The organism is Pseudomonas sp. EA_65y_Pfl1_P113 (assembly GCF_963970525.1).
Classification (GTDB): Bacteria; Pseudomonadota; Gammaproteobacteria; order Pseudomonadales; family Pseudomonadaceae; genus Aquipseudomonas; species Aquipseudomonas tritici.
Genome location: NZ_CAXAQM010000007.1, coordinates 1 through 14,814 on the forward strand (window position 1 = coordinate 1; position 14,814 = coordinate 14,814).

Genomic DNA, 14,814 nt, shown 5'->3' on the forward strand with positions numbered 1-14,814 from the left:
CACCGGTCAGTTGGAAGGAATAAACAATCGAATAAAGGTCATCAAACGAATGGCGTACGGTTACCGGGACAGCGAGTTCTTCTTCATGAAGATCAAGAGCGTCTTTCCCGGCAATCCGTGAAGAACCAAATTTTTGGCCCAATTGGACAGCGGTTTTCGAAGTGCAGTGATCAGTGAGGCCAACCGTGTATGGTTCATTACCCGTATCGGTTATTACATCGGCGAGTACCTGGCGACACGGTATGACGGGTATTGGCAGGTCGACGAAGACCCGGCGTCGCCTACCTTCGCACGTTATGTGGTCGGCGGTTTCTCCTTCGACGGGGTAACCACGCCAATGGTCGACCCAATGCAGATGGCTCAGGAGTACGCCGATACGCCCGCACCAAGGTCCCTGGTTCAGGAAATCGATAAAGTGTTGGTCAAGTAAACGTGATGACTGATGATTGGATCCTGAAACACGCAGCCGACGCACGTGCGCTAGCATCTGGAACTTCGGTCCACTTGATCGAGTAGCGGACTGCTCAAGTGATCCGCGCCGCCTCATTGCAATAGGCTAGTCGCGGGTCCTGTGCTCGATTAGTTAGATGCTGATTGGCAGATGATTGCGCGGGTCCAGCCGGTCGAGCAACCGTTCGCAGTCACGGCGAACGGGGGGGTGCTTCGCTCGTCAGGCTACAGACCAACCGCGAGACCCAACGCTTTAAGGCCAGTACCAACAGCATATGCCGTTTCGACCCGCCTTCGCTCAGTACCACACGCCGTTGGCCACAGGTAGCAGCGGGGCAAGGGGGGCACCAGTTTTTGCTGTTCTGCCGGTGCCAATTGGTGGGGGCTGCATTGAAGCCGGGCAGCAGGTCTATTAACGCCAACGCTCAATTGACCCACGTGCTGACGTGGGATGAACCCACCCTCAAGTCAACACAAATCCAGTAAAAGTAGTGGTTCGCGAGGAGTCTGCCCGGATCAGTGATATCTCGGCACCTGGGTCAATTCGGCGCCGGCGCCAACATTCAGTTGGTCCTCTGGTCCTTGTCGATCACTGGTATCAACCGATATCTCCAAATTACTCATTTTCGCCCCTCCACCTGAGCCTTTTTGGTCGGGCGTCCGACCGTGCGCCGATCGGTTATTTGAGTGGGAGGGGAGCCTGGTATAGATGTCGCCGCCGACCCGTGACGCATCCACTGCCTCAAGTCACCCAGCCTCCATCTCAACCGCGAAAGGCCAGGAACAGGATCAAGCCCGGGCAGTTTTCGTTGGCGCACTGTCAGCAAGCTGAAGCCGGTCAGCGCTGCTACCTCCGCGACACCAATGAGAACGTCATCTCCAAGCTTCTGGATTTTCAGGATGGTTTCGTAATCTACTGTCATCTTGGTTCCGCTCGATTGCTCTGGAGTGACTCCAGTTTTCGCTAACCAAGCGTTTCACTTCTAGGACAGCTTTTTGGCAGAGGGATATCACTTTATGAGCGTAAGCACTCAACCCCAACTACTTTTACCCGACGTGCCGCCTGATGAAGCCCTGGATTTTATGGCGATTGAAATCACGAATCATAGCGAGTCGGGTCGTAAAAATTTCTTGGTTCGGGTGCCTGCGGACAGGATTCAATACCTGGTCGGGCTTGTATTACGTACGTCGAGAATGTCAAAAATTTCGCTAGAAGATCAACTGATAAGCATCATAGGCACGGAAAACGGAAGGACTGTGCGGCGATACGTTAGCGGTCAAACGCATATGGCTTGGCCGACGTATCAAAGGATATTGATTTGGGCTCTTTCCGAAGGCTGGATCCAGGATTACGTTTTTGCGTTTTTGATCATGGAATCATTCCGCAGAGAGGCTGCGCAAGTTGCAGTGCGCGGTTTGAAGGAAAAGACCCGGAGGCAAATTACAAATTTTACGTTCACGAAAGCAGATTTGATCAGTGCGTTCAATGCGGCTTACAGAACCAAAGCGCTTGAGCGGAGTGCTGCTACCGTTAGTCGAGCTCAAACCAATAGCCAGTTCAAAGAAATGGCTATTGAGTTCGGTTTTGAGTTCGACTGATCAAGCCAACTTGGCAGCCAGCTCTTCGGCCGTGATGTTGTAATATCGCTTCAGCATGTTCACTTCCCGATGCCCCGTCACGCTCGCAAGCTCGATCAGATTCGGTAGCTTGGTCGCAAGCCGACAGGTCGCCTCATGCCGCAGATCGTGAAAGCGCAGATTGACTAGGAAGTCTTCCTGAGGTGTTACCTGCGCCATCCCACAATCTCCCAAGTATTTCAGCCTGGCTCGCTCCAGACCTCGTACAAAGGCCTTCTTGAGCGCATCAGCGGTGGTGGGGAAGACCCGCCCGCACAGCGAACGCGGCAAGTCCTTCAGCAACTGAATAGCCTTCGGCGAAAGCGGGACGGTTCTGGGCAGGCCGTTTTTGGTTGCGGGCAGGTGCGCGGTTCTACGATCCAGATTCACATGCCTCCAGCGCAGCTCGAAAATCTCGCCACGGCGCATCGCTGTCTCAATCGCCAATTGGACGATGGGCCGTATCCATGGATTGTGTGATGCATCGGCGTAGGTGCCATCCGCTCGGCGCTCACGAAGCTCTAGTGCGCTGAGCATGTATTGCTCTTCAATTGGGTCAAGGCGTCGCGAGCGCTCGTCGTTGTAGCTGGGACGGCTGACCATCCTGACGGGATTCTCTGCCATATGAATTCCCCACTCACGTCGAGCGACCTCGATCACGCATTGAAACAAAGCCAGCTCACGCTTCACCGTATTACCCTTGCGGATTTTCAAGCGCTCGTCACGGTAGCGGGCAAAATCTGAAGAGGTGAGGGTTGCAACGATACGTGTTGCCAATGGATGACGCTTGAGCGCTTCCAGACGTTTGATTTCCGAATACACGCCTTTGTGCTTCGGAGCAATCTCAGAGATATAACGATCAATAAGTTGATGAAAGGCGGTGCGTTCAGCCTCGACGCGAGAGACAAAAATACCCCGGTCGATTTCGCTTTCGATCATGCGTGCCCAGGCTTGAGCATCGGCTTTGGTTTCGAAGGTTTTGCGCTGGGCTGGGTAGCCCTTACGGCGTATTTGCGCTTCCCACTGATACTCGCCGCGATTCCTGATTGTTGCCATTTCGACCATTCCCGCCACTTTTGAGTGTGGCAAATTTGTGGCAAAAACGACTTTCAGGACTAGGACAGGTTTCTGTCAGGAGCGCTATCCCCTTGTAATACAAGGGAAAGAAGATGGTGCACCCGGCGGGATTCGAACCCACGACCCCTGCCTTCGGAGGGCAGTACTCTATCCAGCTGAGCTACGGATGCTTGTGCGGGCGACATCATACCCATGTCGACCTTGGGCGTCCATGCTGGTCTTCGGGCGTTTGAGTGTAGGACTCTGCGGTATAGAGGCCCTGCGCTGGGCGCCACCGAACGATGCAATGAAATCTGGCCCAGCTACGCTGATCAGAAAAAACCGGCAAATGCGCCGTTTTCGTTCTTTTTTTCGAACATCCTATTGCCCTGTACCCCCATTGATCCTAGGATTCGTTTGAGATTTCAAACGCTCTGTCTCCCGTGCGCTCTTTCACTTCTTCCGCGCGCTGGGGCTGATTTCCCTGACGGCAGCCCACAAGGCGCCTTTCAACAACTCTAATTCGCTCCGCGTGCGCGCGGTGCTGTTAAGGAAAGCCGACATGCAGCTCAAAGATACCCAGTTGTTCCGCCAGCAAGCCTTTATCGATGGCGCTTGGGTCGATGCGGACAACGGTCAAACCATCAAGGTCAACAACCCTGCCACGGGCGAGATTCTCGGTACCGTGCCAAAGATGGGCGCCGCTGAAACCCGCCGCGCCATCGAAGCCGCCGACAAGGCGCTACCGGCCTGGCGTGCACTGACCGCCAAGGACCGCGCGAACAAGCTGCGTCGCTGGTTCGAACTGATCATCGAGAACCAGGAAGACCTGGCCCGCCTGATGACCCTGGAGCAAGGCAAGCCATTGGCCGAAGCCAAGGGCGAAATCGTCTACGCCGCCTCGTTTATCGAATGGTTCGCCGAAGAAGCCAAGCGCGTCTACGGTGACGTGATTCCTGGCCACCAGCCCGACAAGCGCCTGATCGTTATCAAGCAGCCGATTGGCGTGACCGCCGCCATCACTCCTTGGAACTTCCCGGCCGCGATGATCACCCGCAAAGCCGGCCCGGCGCTGGCCGCCGGTTGCACAATGGTCCTCAAGCCGGCGTCGCAAACCCCGTTTTCCGCATTCGCCCTGGCTGAGCTGGCGCAGCGTGCCGGTATCCCAAAGGGTGTTTTCAGCGTGGTGTCGGGCAGTGCGGGTGACATCGGCAGCGAGCTGACCAGCAACCCGATCGTGCGTAAATTGTCCTTCACCGGCTCGACCGAAATCGGTCGCCAGTTGATGGCCGAATGCGCCAAGGACATCAAGAAAGTCTCCCTGGAATTGGGTGGCAATGCGCCGTTCATCGTGTTCGACGATGCGGACCTGGATAAGGCCGTCGAAGGCGCGATCATCTCCAAGTACCGCAACAACGGCCAGACCTGCGTTTGTGCCAACCGCCTGTACATTCAGGATTCGGTGTACGACGCGTTCGCCGAAAAACTGAAAGCGGCCGTGGCCAAGTTGAAGATCGGCAACGGGCTGGAAGAAGGCACCACCACTGGCCCGTTGATCGACGAAAAGGCCGTGGCCAAGGTTCAGGAACACATTGCTGATGCCTTGAGCAAAGGCGCCACATTGCTGGCTGGCGGCAAGGTGATGGAAGGCAACTTCTTCGAGCCGACTATCCTTACCAATGTGCCGAAAAACGCTGCGGTCGCGAAGGAAGAAACCTTCGGCCCACTGGCGCCGCTGTTCCGTTTCAAAGACGAGGCCGAAGTGATCGCGATGTCCAACGACACCGAATTTGGCCTGGCTTCCTACTTCTATGCCCGTGACCTGGGCCGTGTTTTCCGAGTGGCTGAAGCTCTGGAATATGGCATGGTCGGCGTCAACACTGGGTTGATCTCCAATGAAGTGGCGCCGTTCGGCGGCATCAAGGCTTCGGGCCTGGGCCGTGAAGGTTCCAAGTACGGGATCGAGGATTACCTGGAAATCAAATACCTCTGCCTGGGCATCTAACGAGCCCGGCATGGCACTGCTGTAAACGCAGAGGGCACGAGAGCGCTGACCCTTTGCGTGTTTCACACCGTACTTCGTAGTGGCCGGGAAAGCTGTGGCAGTCGATCATCGCATGCTGCCGTAGTTGCCTCCCCGCCACGTATTCCTTGGACCACGCCACCCGATGAGTGGCGAATGAGGACTTTATGAGCAAGACCAACGCATCCCTGATGAAACGCCGCGAAGCCGCTGTACCCCGCGGTGTGGGCCAGATTCACCCGATCTTCGCTGAATCCGCGAAGAACGCCACCGTAACCGACGTTGAAGGTCGCGAGTTCATCGACTTCGCCGGCGGCATCGCCGTGCTGAACACCGGCCATGTGCACCCGAAAATCATCGCCGCTGTGACCGCGCAACTGAACAAGCTGACGCACACCTGTTTCCAGGTGCTGGCCTACGAGCCTTACGTGGAACTGTGCGAAAAAATCAACGCCAAGGTCCCAGGTGATTTCGCCAAGAAAACCCTGCTGGTCACCACCGGTTCCGAAGCCGTCGAAAACGCCGTGAAAATCGCCCGCGCCGCCACTGGCCGTGCTGGCGTGATTGCTTTTACTGGCGCTTACCACGGTCGCACCATGATGACCCTGGGCCTCACCGGTAAAGTCGTGCCTTATTCGGCCGGCATGGGCCTGATGCCAGGCGGTGTGTTCCGTGCGCTGTTCCCGAATGAACTGCACGGTGTGAGCGACGACGATTCGATCGCCAGCATCGAGCGCATTTTCAAGAACGATGCCGAGCCGCGTGATATCGCTGCAATCATCATCGAGCCGGTGCAGGGCGAAGGCGGTTTCTACGTCGCGCCAAAATCCTTCATGAAGCGCCTGCGCGAACTGTGCGACAAGCACGGCATCCTGCTGATCGCCGACGAAGTGCAGACCGGCGCCGGTCGTACCGGTACCTTCTTCGCCATGGAACAGATGGGCGTTGCTGCCGACCTGACCACCTTCGCCAAATCCATCGCCGGCGGCTTCCCGCTGGCGGGTGTGTGCGGCAAGGCCGAGTACATGGACGCCATCGCGCCAGGCGGCCTGGGCGGTACTTACGCCGGTAGCCCGATCGCGTGCGCTGCGGCGCTGGCGGTGATGGAAGTGTTTGAAGAAGAGCACCTGCTGGACCGCTGCAAAGCGGTTGGCGAGCGCTTGGTCACGGGCCTCAAGGCCATCCAGGCCAAGTACCCGGTGATCGGTGAAGTGCGGGCCTTGGGCGCTATGATCGCGGTCGAGCTGTTTGAAGGTGGCGATAGCCACAAACCAAACGCCGCTGCCGTTGCTTCCGTGGTAGCCAAGGCGCGTGACAAGGGCCTGATCCTGCTGTCTTGCGGCACCTATGGCAACGTGTTGCGCGTACTGGTCCCGCTGACCTCGCCGGACGAGCAGTTGGACAAAGGCCTGGCGATCATTGAAGAGTGCTTCTCCGAGCTGTAAGCGGACGCTGACCTGATCGACAGAAAAAAACCCGCTTCGGCGGGTTTTTTTATGCACACTCCAGCGCATTCAGGCCGTGTTCATTGTCAGTGGGCCGCGGCATTGTCTAAGGTCGCAGCATTACCGAGTGAGCGTGCTGGATGAATGTGGCCGCGCAGATGGCGCGATTGACCGAGCATGAAGGGTTGGAAGCGCTTGCCAAGGGCAAGACGGCGTGGCTGCTCAAAGTTGGCTTGTCTGAGCTGATGCGGGTGCGCAAGGCCTAGCGGGCGACACATATCAATGTGGCAGCTGGCTTGCCTGCGATGCAGGTGGCGTGGTGCTTCAGGCAGTTCGAAGTGATGCTATCGCAGGTAAGCCAGCTCCCACAGGGGGATGCGATTGCTTAACCCGCTATTACGCGGTTCTTGCCCAGGCGCTTGGCTTCGTACATGGCGGCGTCGGCGCGGGCGAACAGGCTGTCCAGGGTCGAGTCTGCCTCGGTGAGGCTGGCCAGGCCCTGGCTGATGGTTACCTTGAACGCCTGGCCTTCGTAGCTGAAACTCAGCGCTTGAATCTCCTTGCCCAGGCGTTCGGCCACTTGCAGCGCCATCTCCGGCGCGCAGCCCGGCAGCACGGCGGCGAACTCTTCACCACCAATGCGTCCGAACAGATCGCCACGGCGCAATACCCCTCGACCGCTCTCGGCGATGCGCCGCAGTACCTGGTCGCCCTCCAGATGCCCGTAGGTGTCGTTAACGTCCTTGAAGTCATCGATGTCCAGCAGCAGGAACGCCAGCGGCGCGCCTTGCGCGCAGGCACTGTCGAAGGCTTGATTGGCGCATTCGAAGAAGTGCCGACGGTTGCTGCTTTGAGTCAGCACGTCGGTGGTGGCGAGACGGTGCAGCTCCAGCGCCATCTGTTTCTTTTCGGTGATGTCTTCGGCTATGCCTACCACGATCAAGGGCTCACCAGGTTCGATTTGCTGGTTGATGTAACACTTGTCGCTCAACCAGCGGATTTGCCCGTCGGCGGTGATGATGCGGTACTCGCGGTCTTCCACGGCGCCTTGTCCCAGCACGCGGGCCAGGCTGTGTTCGGCGTAGTCGAGGTCTTCGGGGTGAATGCTGTTGCGCCACTCCCTATGGTCTGCCAGCAGCAGGCCGGCGGAGCGCCCGAACACCCGCTCATAGGCCGGGCTCACATAAAGTACACGGCGCGTTTCCCAGTCCATGGCCCACAGCACGGCGTTCACGCTCACCAGCATTGAGCTGAGCAACTGCTCGCGCTCACTCAGCCGTTCGACTTCACCCTGGGCGTGCACCAGCGCCAAGAGGGTCGCCGCCGCAGCCGGACGCGGATGTTCAGCGGTGGGCGGATCGGACAAGTAGGGTTTTTCGTGAACCATCGGCACAACTCTCTCTGGGCGCGCCGCACATTGAAACAGCGGTCACTACAAGGGCCACCATGATGGCGAAGTGTTCATTGAGAGAGGCGAATTGCAGTGAAGTTCCGTCAACAGGATCGATTGCCGGTGTCCGAGAAATGACGCCAAAAAGCCGTAAGGTGGGAGGGGAAGCCCTCCCACCTTACGGTCAGACCGCCGCAGGACGCAGCGAATAGGTCTTCAATTGGTGGGCGAAATCCCGCAGGGACTGGATGCCGCTGGCCTCAGCTTCATGCACCCATTCCTTTATAGCTGCCAGCATATCGTGGCCATTTGAACTGGTCTTCAGCCAGATCTGCTGCAGTGCCAGGCGCTTTTCGTAGATCACTTTAAGTGCCTGGCTGTGTTCCAGCATGCTCTGGATACGCAGGTGGTGGCGGTCATCCAACAAGCTGGTTTCTCGCGACAGCAGACGCTTGGCGCGGTGGAATTGGTGGCGAACCGAGTGATCGACTTTTTCCAGCTCCTGCTTGACGAGCGGGGCGATCACCAACTTGCGGTACTGGGCCATGATCTGGAAACGGTTGTTGAGGATCGCCATGGCGGTGTCCATGTCCAGGTGGCCTTTGCCTTCGACGCGGTGGGCGATGGGCGCAACGCGTTGCACCTTCGCCAGGCGCAGGAAACTGAACACTTTGATCCAGGCCCAGCCCATGTCGAATTCCCACTTCTTCACCGACAACTTGGCGGAGTTGGGGTAGGTGTGGTGGTTGTTATGCAGCTCTTCACCACCGACGATGATGCCCCACGGCACCAGGTTGGTCGCCGCGTCACGGCATTCGAAATTGCGATAGCCCACGGCATGGCCCAGGCCGTTGATCACCCCGGCGGCCCAGAACGGAATCCACATCATCTGGATCGCCCAGATGGTGATACCGATCGTGCCAAACAACAGCAGGTCGATCACGCCCATGATCGCCACGCCCAACAATGGGTAAGGGGTGTAGACCTTGCGTTCGATCCAGTCGTCCGGGCAGTTCTTGCCGTAGATGCGCAGGGTCTCAGGGTTTTCGGCCTCGGCGCGGTACAGCTCGGCACCTTTGCGCATAACGGTGGACAAACCCTTGATGACCGGGCTGTGCGGGTCATCGACGGTTTCGCACTTGGCGTGGTGTTTGCGGTGGATGGCAGTCCACTCGCGGGTGTTCTGCGCCGTGGTGAGCCACAGCCAGAAGCGGAAGAAGTGTTTCAGGCCGGCATTGAGCTCCAGGGAGCGATGGGCTGAATAGCGGTGCAGATAGACCGTGACCCCAACGATGGTCACGTGGGTCATCAACAGGGTGACTGCAACCAGTTGCCAGGCTGACAAGTCAAGAAAACCGTTGTACCACATAGGCTGTATGGCCCTCAGATAAAGAAAAGAACAGCTTACGCATTATCACTAAGCCTACACAGAAAACCAGCCGCTCTTTCAGATAGGAGTGACTGGATGTTTCTTATTCTATAATCCCCAGCCTTTGTAGGACGATTCTGTTTTTTTGGGTAAGGATTGATGAACGTATGCTGTTTTCATGCCGAGGTGCCCTGCGTGCGGGGCTGTTTTACCTGCTGGTTTCCACTCTGTGGATAGGCCTCACTCGGCAGGTATTGATCGAGTTTCTCGATGACCCCAGCGAGCTGAACCACTGGTTGCAAGTAAGTGGCTATGTGTGGGTGGCCTTCAGCGCCTTGGCGATTTACCTGATCTACGCCCGGTTTGCCCGTGCCCACGAATTGCAACAACCCCTGAAGGAAAACCGCGAGCGCCTGCGCCAAGCCGCCGCCGTGTTCGATTGTACCCGTGAGGGCGTGCTGGTCACCGACGCCCAGGGGCTGATCGTCCACGTCAATCGCGCCTTTATGGCGATCACTGGTTATCAAGGCGAAGACGTCATGGGCCAGCGTCCCAGCCTGTTCAAGTCCGGTCGCCATTCGTCGAATTTCTACCAGCAGATGTTCCAGAGCCTGGAGAGCACCGGCGAATGGAGCGGAGAAATCTGGAACCGGCGCAAGAGCGGTGAAATTTATCCACAGTGGCAAACCATTCGTGTGATTCACGATGACCAAGGCCACGCCAGTCATTACGTCGCAGTGTTCTCCGATATCAGCGCCATCAAGGATTCCGAGCACGAACTGGCCCACCTCGCGCACCACGACCCCCTGACTGATCTGCCCAACCGCCTGCTGTTCACCGACCGCGCCGAGCAGGCGCTGGCCTCGGCGCAAGTCCACAAGCGCGGTTGCGGCCTGCTGTTGCTGGACCTGGATCACTTCAAAATCATCAACGACAGCCTGGGCCACAATGTTGGAGACCAGTTGCTCAAGCAGGTGGGCGAACGGCTGCAGGGGTTGTTCGGCCCCGGCATGACCCTGGCGCGCCTGGGTGGAGATGAGTTCGCGGTGCTCGCGGAAAGTTGTCCACAGGTGGTTCAGGCTGCCGCCTTGGCGCAACGCATCCTCGATGCGATGAAGCAGCCGTTCATCTTCGACGGCCATCAGCTGTTTATCAGCGCCAGCGTTGGCATCAGCCTCTTTCCCAGCGATGCCCTGAGCGCCGAACAGCTGTTGCGCAACGCCGACTCTGCGCTGTTCAAGGCCAAGAGCGCCGGCCGCGAAGGCTACGCGTTGTACACCGAAGAACTCACCGCCCTTGCGCAGAACCGCGTGGAAATTGCCAATGAGCTGCGTCGTGCCCTCGAGCAGCAAGAGTTGCGCGTTTATTACCAGCCGGTGCATGAGCTGCACGGTAGTCGCCTGATAGGCGTCGAGGCACTGGTGCGCTGGCAGCACCCGGAGCGTGGCCTGGTGCCGCCGGGGGAATTTATCCCGATTGCCGAGCGCACCGGGTTGATTGCCGATATCGACGCTTGGGTCATGGACCAGGCTTGCCGGCAGATGTGCCAATGGCTGGCCGATGGGGTGCCGTTGAGCTTTATCGCCGTCAACGTTTCCAGCCGGTTGTTTGCGCGGCGCGAACTGTACGAGCAGGTCGCCCAAGTGCTGCACGACACGGGCCTCGACCCCGGTTTCCTTGAGCTTGAAGTGACCGAAAGCGCAGTGATGGACGACCCCGAAGTCGCCCTGGAACAACTACACCGCCTGCGCGAACTGGGCTTGCGCCTGGCCATCGATGATTTTGGTACCGGTTACTCGTCGCTTCTGCGGCTCAAGCGCCTGCCTGTGCAGAAGCTCAAGATCGACCAAGGGTTTGTCGCTGGGTTGCCGTGGGATGAGGACGATGCAGCGATTGTGCGGGTGGTGATTGCGCTGGCGAAAAGCATGGGCATGCAGGTGCAGGCCGAAGGGATCGAGCAGGTGGAGCAGGCGCGGTTTTTGTTGGAGCAGGAATGCGATCTGGGGCAGGGGTATTGGTTTGGCAGGCCGATGCCGGCGCAGGAAATTGATTGGTCGAAAGCACCCACCATCCGTGCTTGAAGTACGGTCAAAAGGTGGGAGCGGCGGTGCGACGATTCGACTTGCTCGCTCCCATATTTGACTCTGCTTGCGACTTGATTTCGGCGTTGATCAATGAAATCAACGCGCAACCCCACGCCCCACCAGAAAATTCTTTCTGGTTATATAAACATTCTCAAATAGTATTTTTAAGAATATCCGCGCTTATCTACTATCGCCCTCATGCCGCAAGCAGTGCCGCCACTGCGAGGCACTATTCATTTCAGGAGCGAGACCATGAGCGCATCTCTACGTAGCGTCGACGGCCAGGACGAAGCAGCCATTTTGCGTGAGATCCAGAGCGCCCTGCGCGATCTGCGGTTTGGCGCGGTGGAAATCACTGTGCACAACGCGCAAGTGGTACAGATCGAACGCAAAGAAAAATTCCGTCTGCAGAATCCGGGTAACAAACCGAGCTAAGCAAGAACGGCGATAGACCCGCAATTATAAGAAAAAGCCAACACCCCAGAATTTCAGGAGCTTCTATGTCGTCGATTCGCCGTCATGTCCTGGCCGCCCTGGCCAGTGCCGTGTTTGCAGGTTCCGCGGTTGCCAAGGACTACGAGTTGCTCAACGTCTCGTACGACCCTACCCGTGAGCTGTACCAGGACTACAACGCTGAGTTCACCCGTTTCTGGAAACAGTCCCACCCCGGCGACAACGTCAAGATCCAGCAATCCCACGGTGGTTCGGGCAAACAAGGGCGTGCCGTGATCGACGGCCTGCGCGCCGACGTAGTGACCCTGGCCCTGGCCGGTGACATCGACGAAATCGCAAAACTGGGCAAGAGCCTCCCGGAAAACTGGCAGACCCGCCTGCCGGACGCCAGCACCCCGTACACCTCGACCATCGTGTTCCTGGTGCGCAAGGGCAACCCTAAAGGCATCAAGGATTGGGGCGACCTGATCAAGAAAGAGGTGTCCGTGATCACCCCAAACCCGAAAACCTCCGGCGGCGCACGCTGGAACTTCCTCGCCGCCTGGGCCTACGGTCTGAAAACCGGCGGCAGCGAAGCCAAGGCCCAGGAGTACGTGAAAGAGCTGTTCAAACACGTGCCTGTGCTGGACACCGGCGCGCGTGGTTCGACCATCACCTTCGTCAACAACGGTCAGGGTGACGTGTTGCTGGCCTGGGAAAACGAGGCGTTCCTGGCCCTTAAAGAAAACGGCGGCGCTGACACGTTCGATATCGTCGTGCCTTCGCTGTCGATTCTCGCGGAGCCGCCAGTGGCCGTGGTTGACAAGAACACCGAGAAAAAGGGCAACACCGAAATCGCCACTGAATACCTCAAACACCTGTACAGCCCGGCTGGCCAGGAGATTGCGGCCAAGAACTTCTACCGCCCACGCGATGCAAAAGTGGCCGCCAAATACGCCCAGCAGTTCCCGAAACTGGACCTGGTGACGATCGACAAAGACTTCGGTGGCTGGAAAACTGCCCAACCGAAATTCTTTAACGACGGTGGCGTGTTCGACCAGATCTACACGGCGCAGTAAACAAGTCATGTAGAAGCGATCTTGTGTGGGCGCTGGCTTGTAGGACCGCTGCGATAGCGTCACTGCGGCGTCACTGACACACCGAGGTGCCTGCATCGCGGGCAAGCCCGGCTCCCACATAAGCTCGCTTTCTGCTCGATACTACTCGTTAACCAAGGACTCTTATGTCGCGTCGTATCTCCCCCGTCATACCCGGCTTCGGGCTGACGCTGGGCTACACCGTGGTGTACCTCAGCCTGATCGTACTCATTCCCCTCGGGGCGATGTTTGTACACGCTGCACAACTCACCTGGGATCAGTTCTGGGCCATCATCTCCGCACCGCGCGTGCTGGCGGCGTTGCAGCTGAGCTTCAGCACCGCGCTCTACGCTGCGCTGATCAATGGCGTGATCGGCACGCTGCTGGCCTGGGTGCTGGTGCGCTACACCTTCCCGGGCCGCAAGATCATCGATGCGATGATCGACCTGCCGTTCGCCTTGCCCACCGCTGTAGCCGGTATCGCGCTGACCGCGTTGTACACGCCGAACGGCTTCGTCGGCCAGTTCGCCGCCGACCTGGGCTTCAAGATCGCCTATACCCCGTTGGGCATCACCCTGGCGCTGACCTTTGTCACCTTGCCGTTCGTAGTACGCACGGTGCAGCCGGTGCTCGCCGATATCCCCCGGGAAATCGAAGAGGCCGCCGCCTGCCTGGGCGCCAAACCGTTGCAGGTGTTCCGCTACATCCTCGTGCCGGCATTGCTGCCGGCCTGGCTGACCGGTTTTGCCCTGGCGTTCGCGCGTGGCGTGGGTGAGTACGGTTCGGTGATTTTCATCGCTGGCAACATGCCGATGAAAACCGAGATCCTGCCGCTGCTGATCATGGTCAAGCTCGACCAATATGACTACCGCGGCGCCACGTCCATCGGCGTGCTGATGCTGGTGGTTTCCTTTGTATTGCTGCTGCTGATCAACTTGTTGCAGCGGCGCATCGAACGTCCATAAGGAGGCGCCGAACATGTCCCAATCGTCTATTTCCGCGGCGTCCTCGGCCAATGCAGCCCGCCGTGGCAGCGCAACGTCGCGACGTATCTTGATCGGCCTTGGCTGGCTGGTATTCGTGTTGTTCCTGTTGTTGCCGCTGTTGATCGTGGTGACCCAGGGTTTGAAGAACGGCCTCGGTGCGTTTTTCACCGCGATCCTTGAGCCAGACGCGCTGTCGGCACTGAAGCTCACGGTGATCGCCGTGGCGATCTCGGTGCCGCTCAACCTGGTGTTCGGCGTCAGCGCGGCGTGGTGCGTGAGCAAATACTCGTTCCGTGGCAAGAGCATCCTGGTCACGCTGATCGACTTACCGTTCTCGGTGTCGCCGGTGATCGCGGGTCTGGTCTACGTGCTGATGTTCGGCGCGCAGGGTTTCTTTGGCCCGTGGCTGCAAGAGCATGACATCCAGATCGTGTTCGCCTTGCCCGGCATCGTGCTGGCAACCATCTTTGTCACCGTACCCTTCGTGGCCCGTGAACTGATCCCGCTGATGCAGGAGCAGGGCACCCAGGAAGAAGAGGCCGCGCGCCTGCTGGGCGCCAATGGCTGGCAGATGTTCTGGCATGTGACCGTGCCAAACATCAAATGGGGCCTGATCTACGGCGTGGTGCTGTGTACTGCGCGGGCCATGGGTGAGTTCGGCGCGGTGTCGGTGGTGTCCGGCCACATTCGCGGCGTTACCAACACCCTGCCATTGCATGTCGAGATCCTCTACAACGAATACAACCATGTCGCCGCGTTTGCCGTCGCGAGCCTGTTGCTGATCCTGGCGCTCTTCATCCTGCTGCTCAAGCAGTGGAGCGAGAACCGTATCAACCGCCTGCGCAACAGCGCCGGTGAGGAATAA

The 14,814-nt window shown here is 58.3% G+C and carries 13 protein-coding genes, 1 tRNA gene and 1 pseudogene; 11 read left to right on the top strand and 4 right to left on the bottom strand.

Features of this window, described 5'->3' with window-relative positions; all coding sequences use genetic code 11:
- From AACY52_RS08745 to AACY52_RS08755, 3 genes are all read left to right on the top strand, one after another.
- The coding region (locus AACY52_RS08745) for a transposase (RefSeq protein ID WP_141228961.1) at positions 1-121 on the top strand (121 nt) is incomplete at its 5' end.
- A 12-nt stretch (positions 122-133) separates the two neighbouring features.
- Positions 134-430: a hypothetical protein gene (locus AACY52_RS08750; protein WP_339560424.1), complete on the top strand. Its 297-nt coding sequence runs from the start codon at positions 134-136 to the stop codon at positions 428-430.
- 1,037 nt (positions 431-1,467) lie between these two features.
- A complete protein-coding gene (locus AACY52_RS08755; protein WP_339531030.1) occupies positions 1,468-2,049 on the top strand; it encodes a hypothetical protein in 582 nt (193 codons plus the stop codon).
- On the opposite strand, the gene AACY52_RS08760 is transcribed toward AACY52_RS08755, so the two are convergent.
- Together AACY52_RS08760 and AACY52_RS08765 are read right to left on the bottom strand one after the other, a co-directional pair.
- Positions 2,050-3,132, bottom strand: coding sequence for a site-specific integrase (locus AACY52_RS08760; RefSeq protein WP_339437370.1), 1,083 nt, complete (start codon positions 3,130-3,132; stop codon positions 2,050-2,052).
- A gap of 105 nt (positions 3,133-3,237) precedes the next feature.
- Positions 3,238-3,314: transfer RNA gene (locus AACY52_RS08765), tRNA-Arg, on the bottom strand.
- A 371-nt stretch (positions 3,315-3,685) separates the two neighbouring features.
- Here AACY52_RS08765 and gabD point away from each other — a divergent pair.
- From gabD to AACY52_RS08780, 3 genes and pseudogenes are all read left to right on the top strand, one after another.
- Complete coding sequence (gabD, locus tag AACY52_RS08770; RefSeq protein ID WP_339419866.1) at positions 3,686-5,128, top strand: NADP-dependent succinate-semialdehyde dehydrogenase; 1,443 nt, start codon at positions 3,686-3,688, stop codon at positions 5,126-5,128.
- Positions 5,129-5,313: 185 nt separating this feature from the next.
- Positions 5,314-6,591, top strand: coding sequence for a 4-aminobutyrate--2-oxoglutarate transaminase (gabT, locus tag AACY52_RS08775; RefSeq protein WP_049710644.1), 1,278 nt, complete (start codon positions 5,314-5,316; stop codon positions 6,589-6,591).
- 140 nt (positions 6,592-6,731) lie between these two features.
- A pseudogene (locus tag AACY52_RS08780) lies at positions 6,732-6,857 on the top strand (histidine kinase); the annotation flags it as partial.
- A gap of 119 nt (positions 6,858-6,976) precedes the next feature.
- On the opposite strand, the gene AACY52_RS08785 reads toward AACY52_RS08780, so the two are convergent.
- Positions 6,977-7,978: a sensor domain-containing diguanylate cyclase gene (locus AACY52_RS08785; RefSeq protein WP_339419867.1), complete on the bottom strand. Its 1,002-nt coding sequence runs from the start codon at positions 7,976-7,978 to the stop codon at positions 6,977-6,979.
- A gap of 187 nt (positions 7,979-8,165) precedes the next feature.
- Entirely contained in the window at positions 8,166-9,350 is a 1,185-nt protein-coding gene (gene desA, locus AACY52_RS08790) for a delta-9 fatty acid desaturase DesA (RefSeq protein WP_065872791.1), read from the bottom strand.
- Positions 9,351-9,517: 167 nt separating this feature from the next.
- Between desA and dibA the strand changes: the two genes are divergently transcribed.
- From dibA to cysW, 5 genes are all read left to right on the top strand, one after another.
- A complete protein-coding gene (gene dibA, locus AACY52_RS08795; RefSeq protein ID WP_339427366.1) occupies positions 9,518-11,431 on the top strand; it encodes a phosphodiesterase DibA in 1,914 nt (637 codons plus the stop codon).
- Between the two features lie 255 nt (positions 11,432-11,686).
- A complete protein-coding gene (gene oscA / locus AACY52_RS08800; protein ID WP_003170956.1) occupies positions 11,687-11,869 on the top strand; it encodes a sulfur starvation response protein OscA in 183 nt (60 codons plus the stop codon).
- Between the two features lie 65 nt (positions 11,870-11,934).
- A complete protein-coding gene (locus AACY52_RS08805) occupies positions 11,935-12,945 on the top strand; it encodes a sulfate ABC transporter substrate-binding protein (protein ID WP_339419869.1) in 1,011 nt (336 codons plus the stop codon).
- A 164-nt stretch (positions 12,946-13,109) separates the two neighbouring features.
- A complete protein-coding gene (gene cysT / locus AACY52_RS08810; protein WP_339419870.1) occupies positions 13,110-13,928 on the top strand; it encodes a sulfate ABC transporter permease subunit CysT in 819 nt (272 codons plus the stop codon).
- Between the two features lie 13 nt (positions 13,929-13,941).
- On the top strand, positions 13,942-14,814 hold the full coding sequence (cysW, locus tag AACY52_RS08815; protein WP_049710637.1) for a sulfate ABC transporter permease subunit CysW: 873 nt from the start codon (positions 13,942-13,944) through the stop codon (positions 14,812-14,814).

Coding starts and splice junctions, on each gene's coding strand:
- gabT (WP_049710644.1), top strand. CDS start 5,314: ATGAGCAAGACCAACGCATCCCTGATGAAACGCCGCGAAGCCGCTGTA.
- cysW (WP_049710637.1), top strand. CDS start 13,942: ATGTCCCAATCGTCTATTTCCGCGGCGTCCTCGGCCAATGCAGCCCGC.
- oscA (WP_003170956.1), top strand. CDS start 11,687: ATGAGCGCATCTCTACGTAGCGTCGACGGCCAGGACGAAGCAGCCATT.
- AACY52_RS08785 (WP_339419867.1), bottom strand. CDS start 7,978: ATGGTTCACGAAAAACCCTACTTGTCCGATCCGCCCACCGCTGAACAT.
- gabD (WP_339419866.1), top strand. CDS start 3,686: ATGCAGCTCAAAGATACCCAGTTGTTCCGCCAGCAAGCCTTTATCGAT.
- cysT (WP_339419870.1), top strand. CDS start 13,110: ATGTCGCGTCGTATCTCCCCCGTCATACCCGGCTTCGGGCTGACGCTG.
- desA (WP_065872791.1), bottom strand. CDS start 9,350: ATGTGGTACAACGGTTTTCTTGACTTGTCAGCCTGGCAACTGGTTGCA.
- AACY52_RS08755 (WP_339531030.1), top strand. CDS start 1,468: ATGAGCGTAAGCACTCAACCCCAACTACTTTTACCCGACGTGCCGCCT.
- AACY52_RS08805 (WP_339419869.1), top strand. CDS start 11,935: ATGTCGTCGATTCGCCGTCATGTCCTGGCCGCCCTGGCCAGTGCCGTG.
- dibA (WP_339427366.1), top strand. CDS start 9,518: ATGCTGTTTTCATGCCGAGGTGCCCTGCGTGCGGGGCTGTTTTACCTG.
- AACY52_RS08760 (WP_339437370.1), bottom strand. CDS start 3,132: ATGGTCGAAATGGCAACAATCAGGAATCGCGGCGAGTATCAGTGGGAA.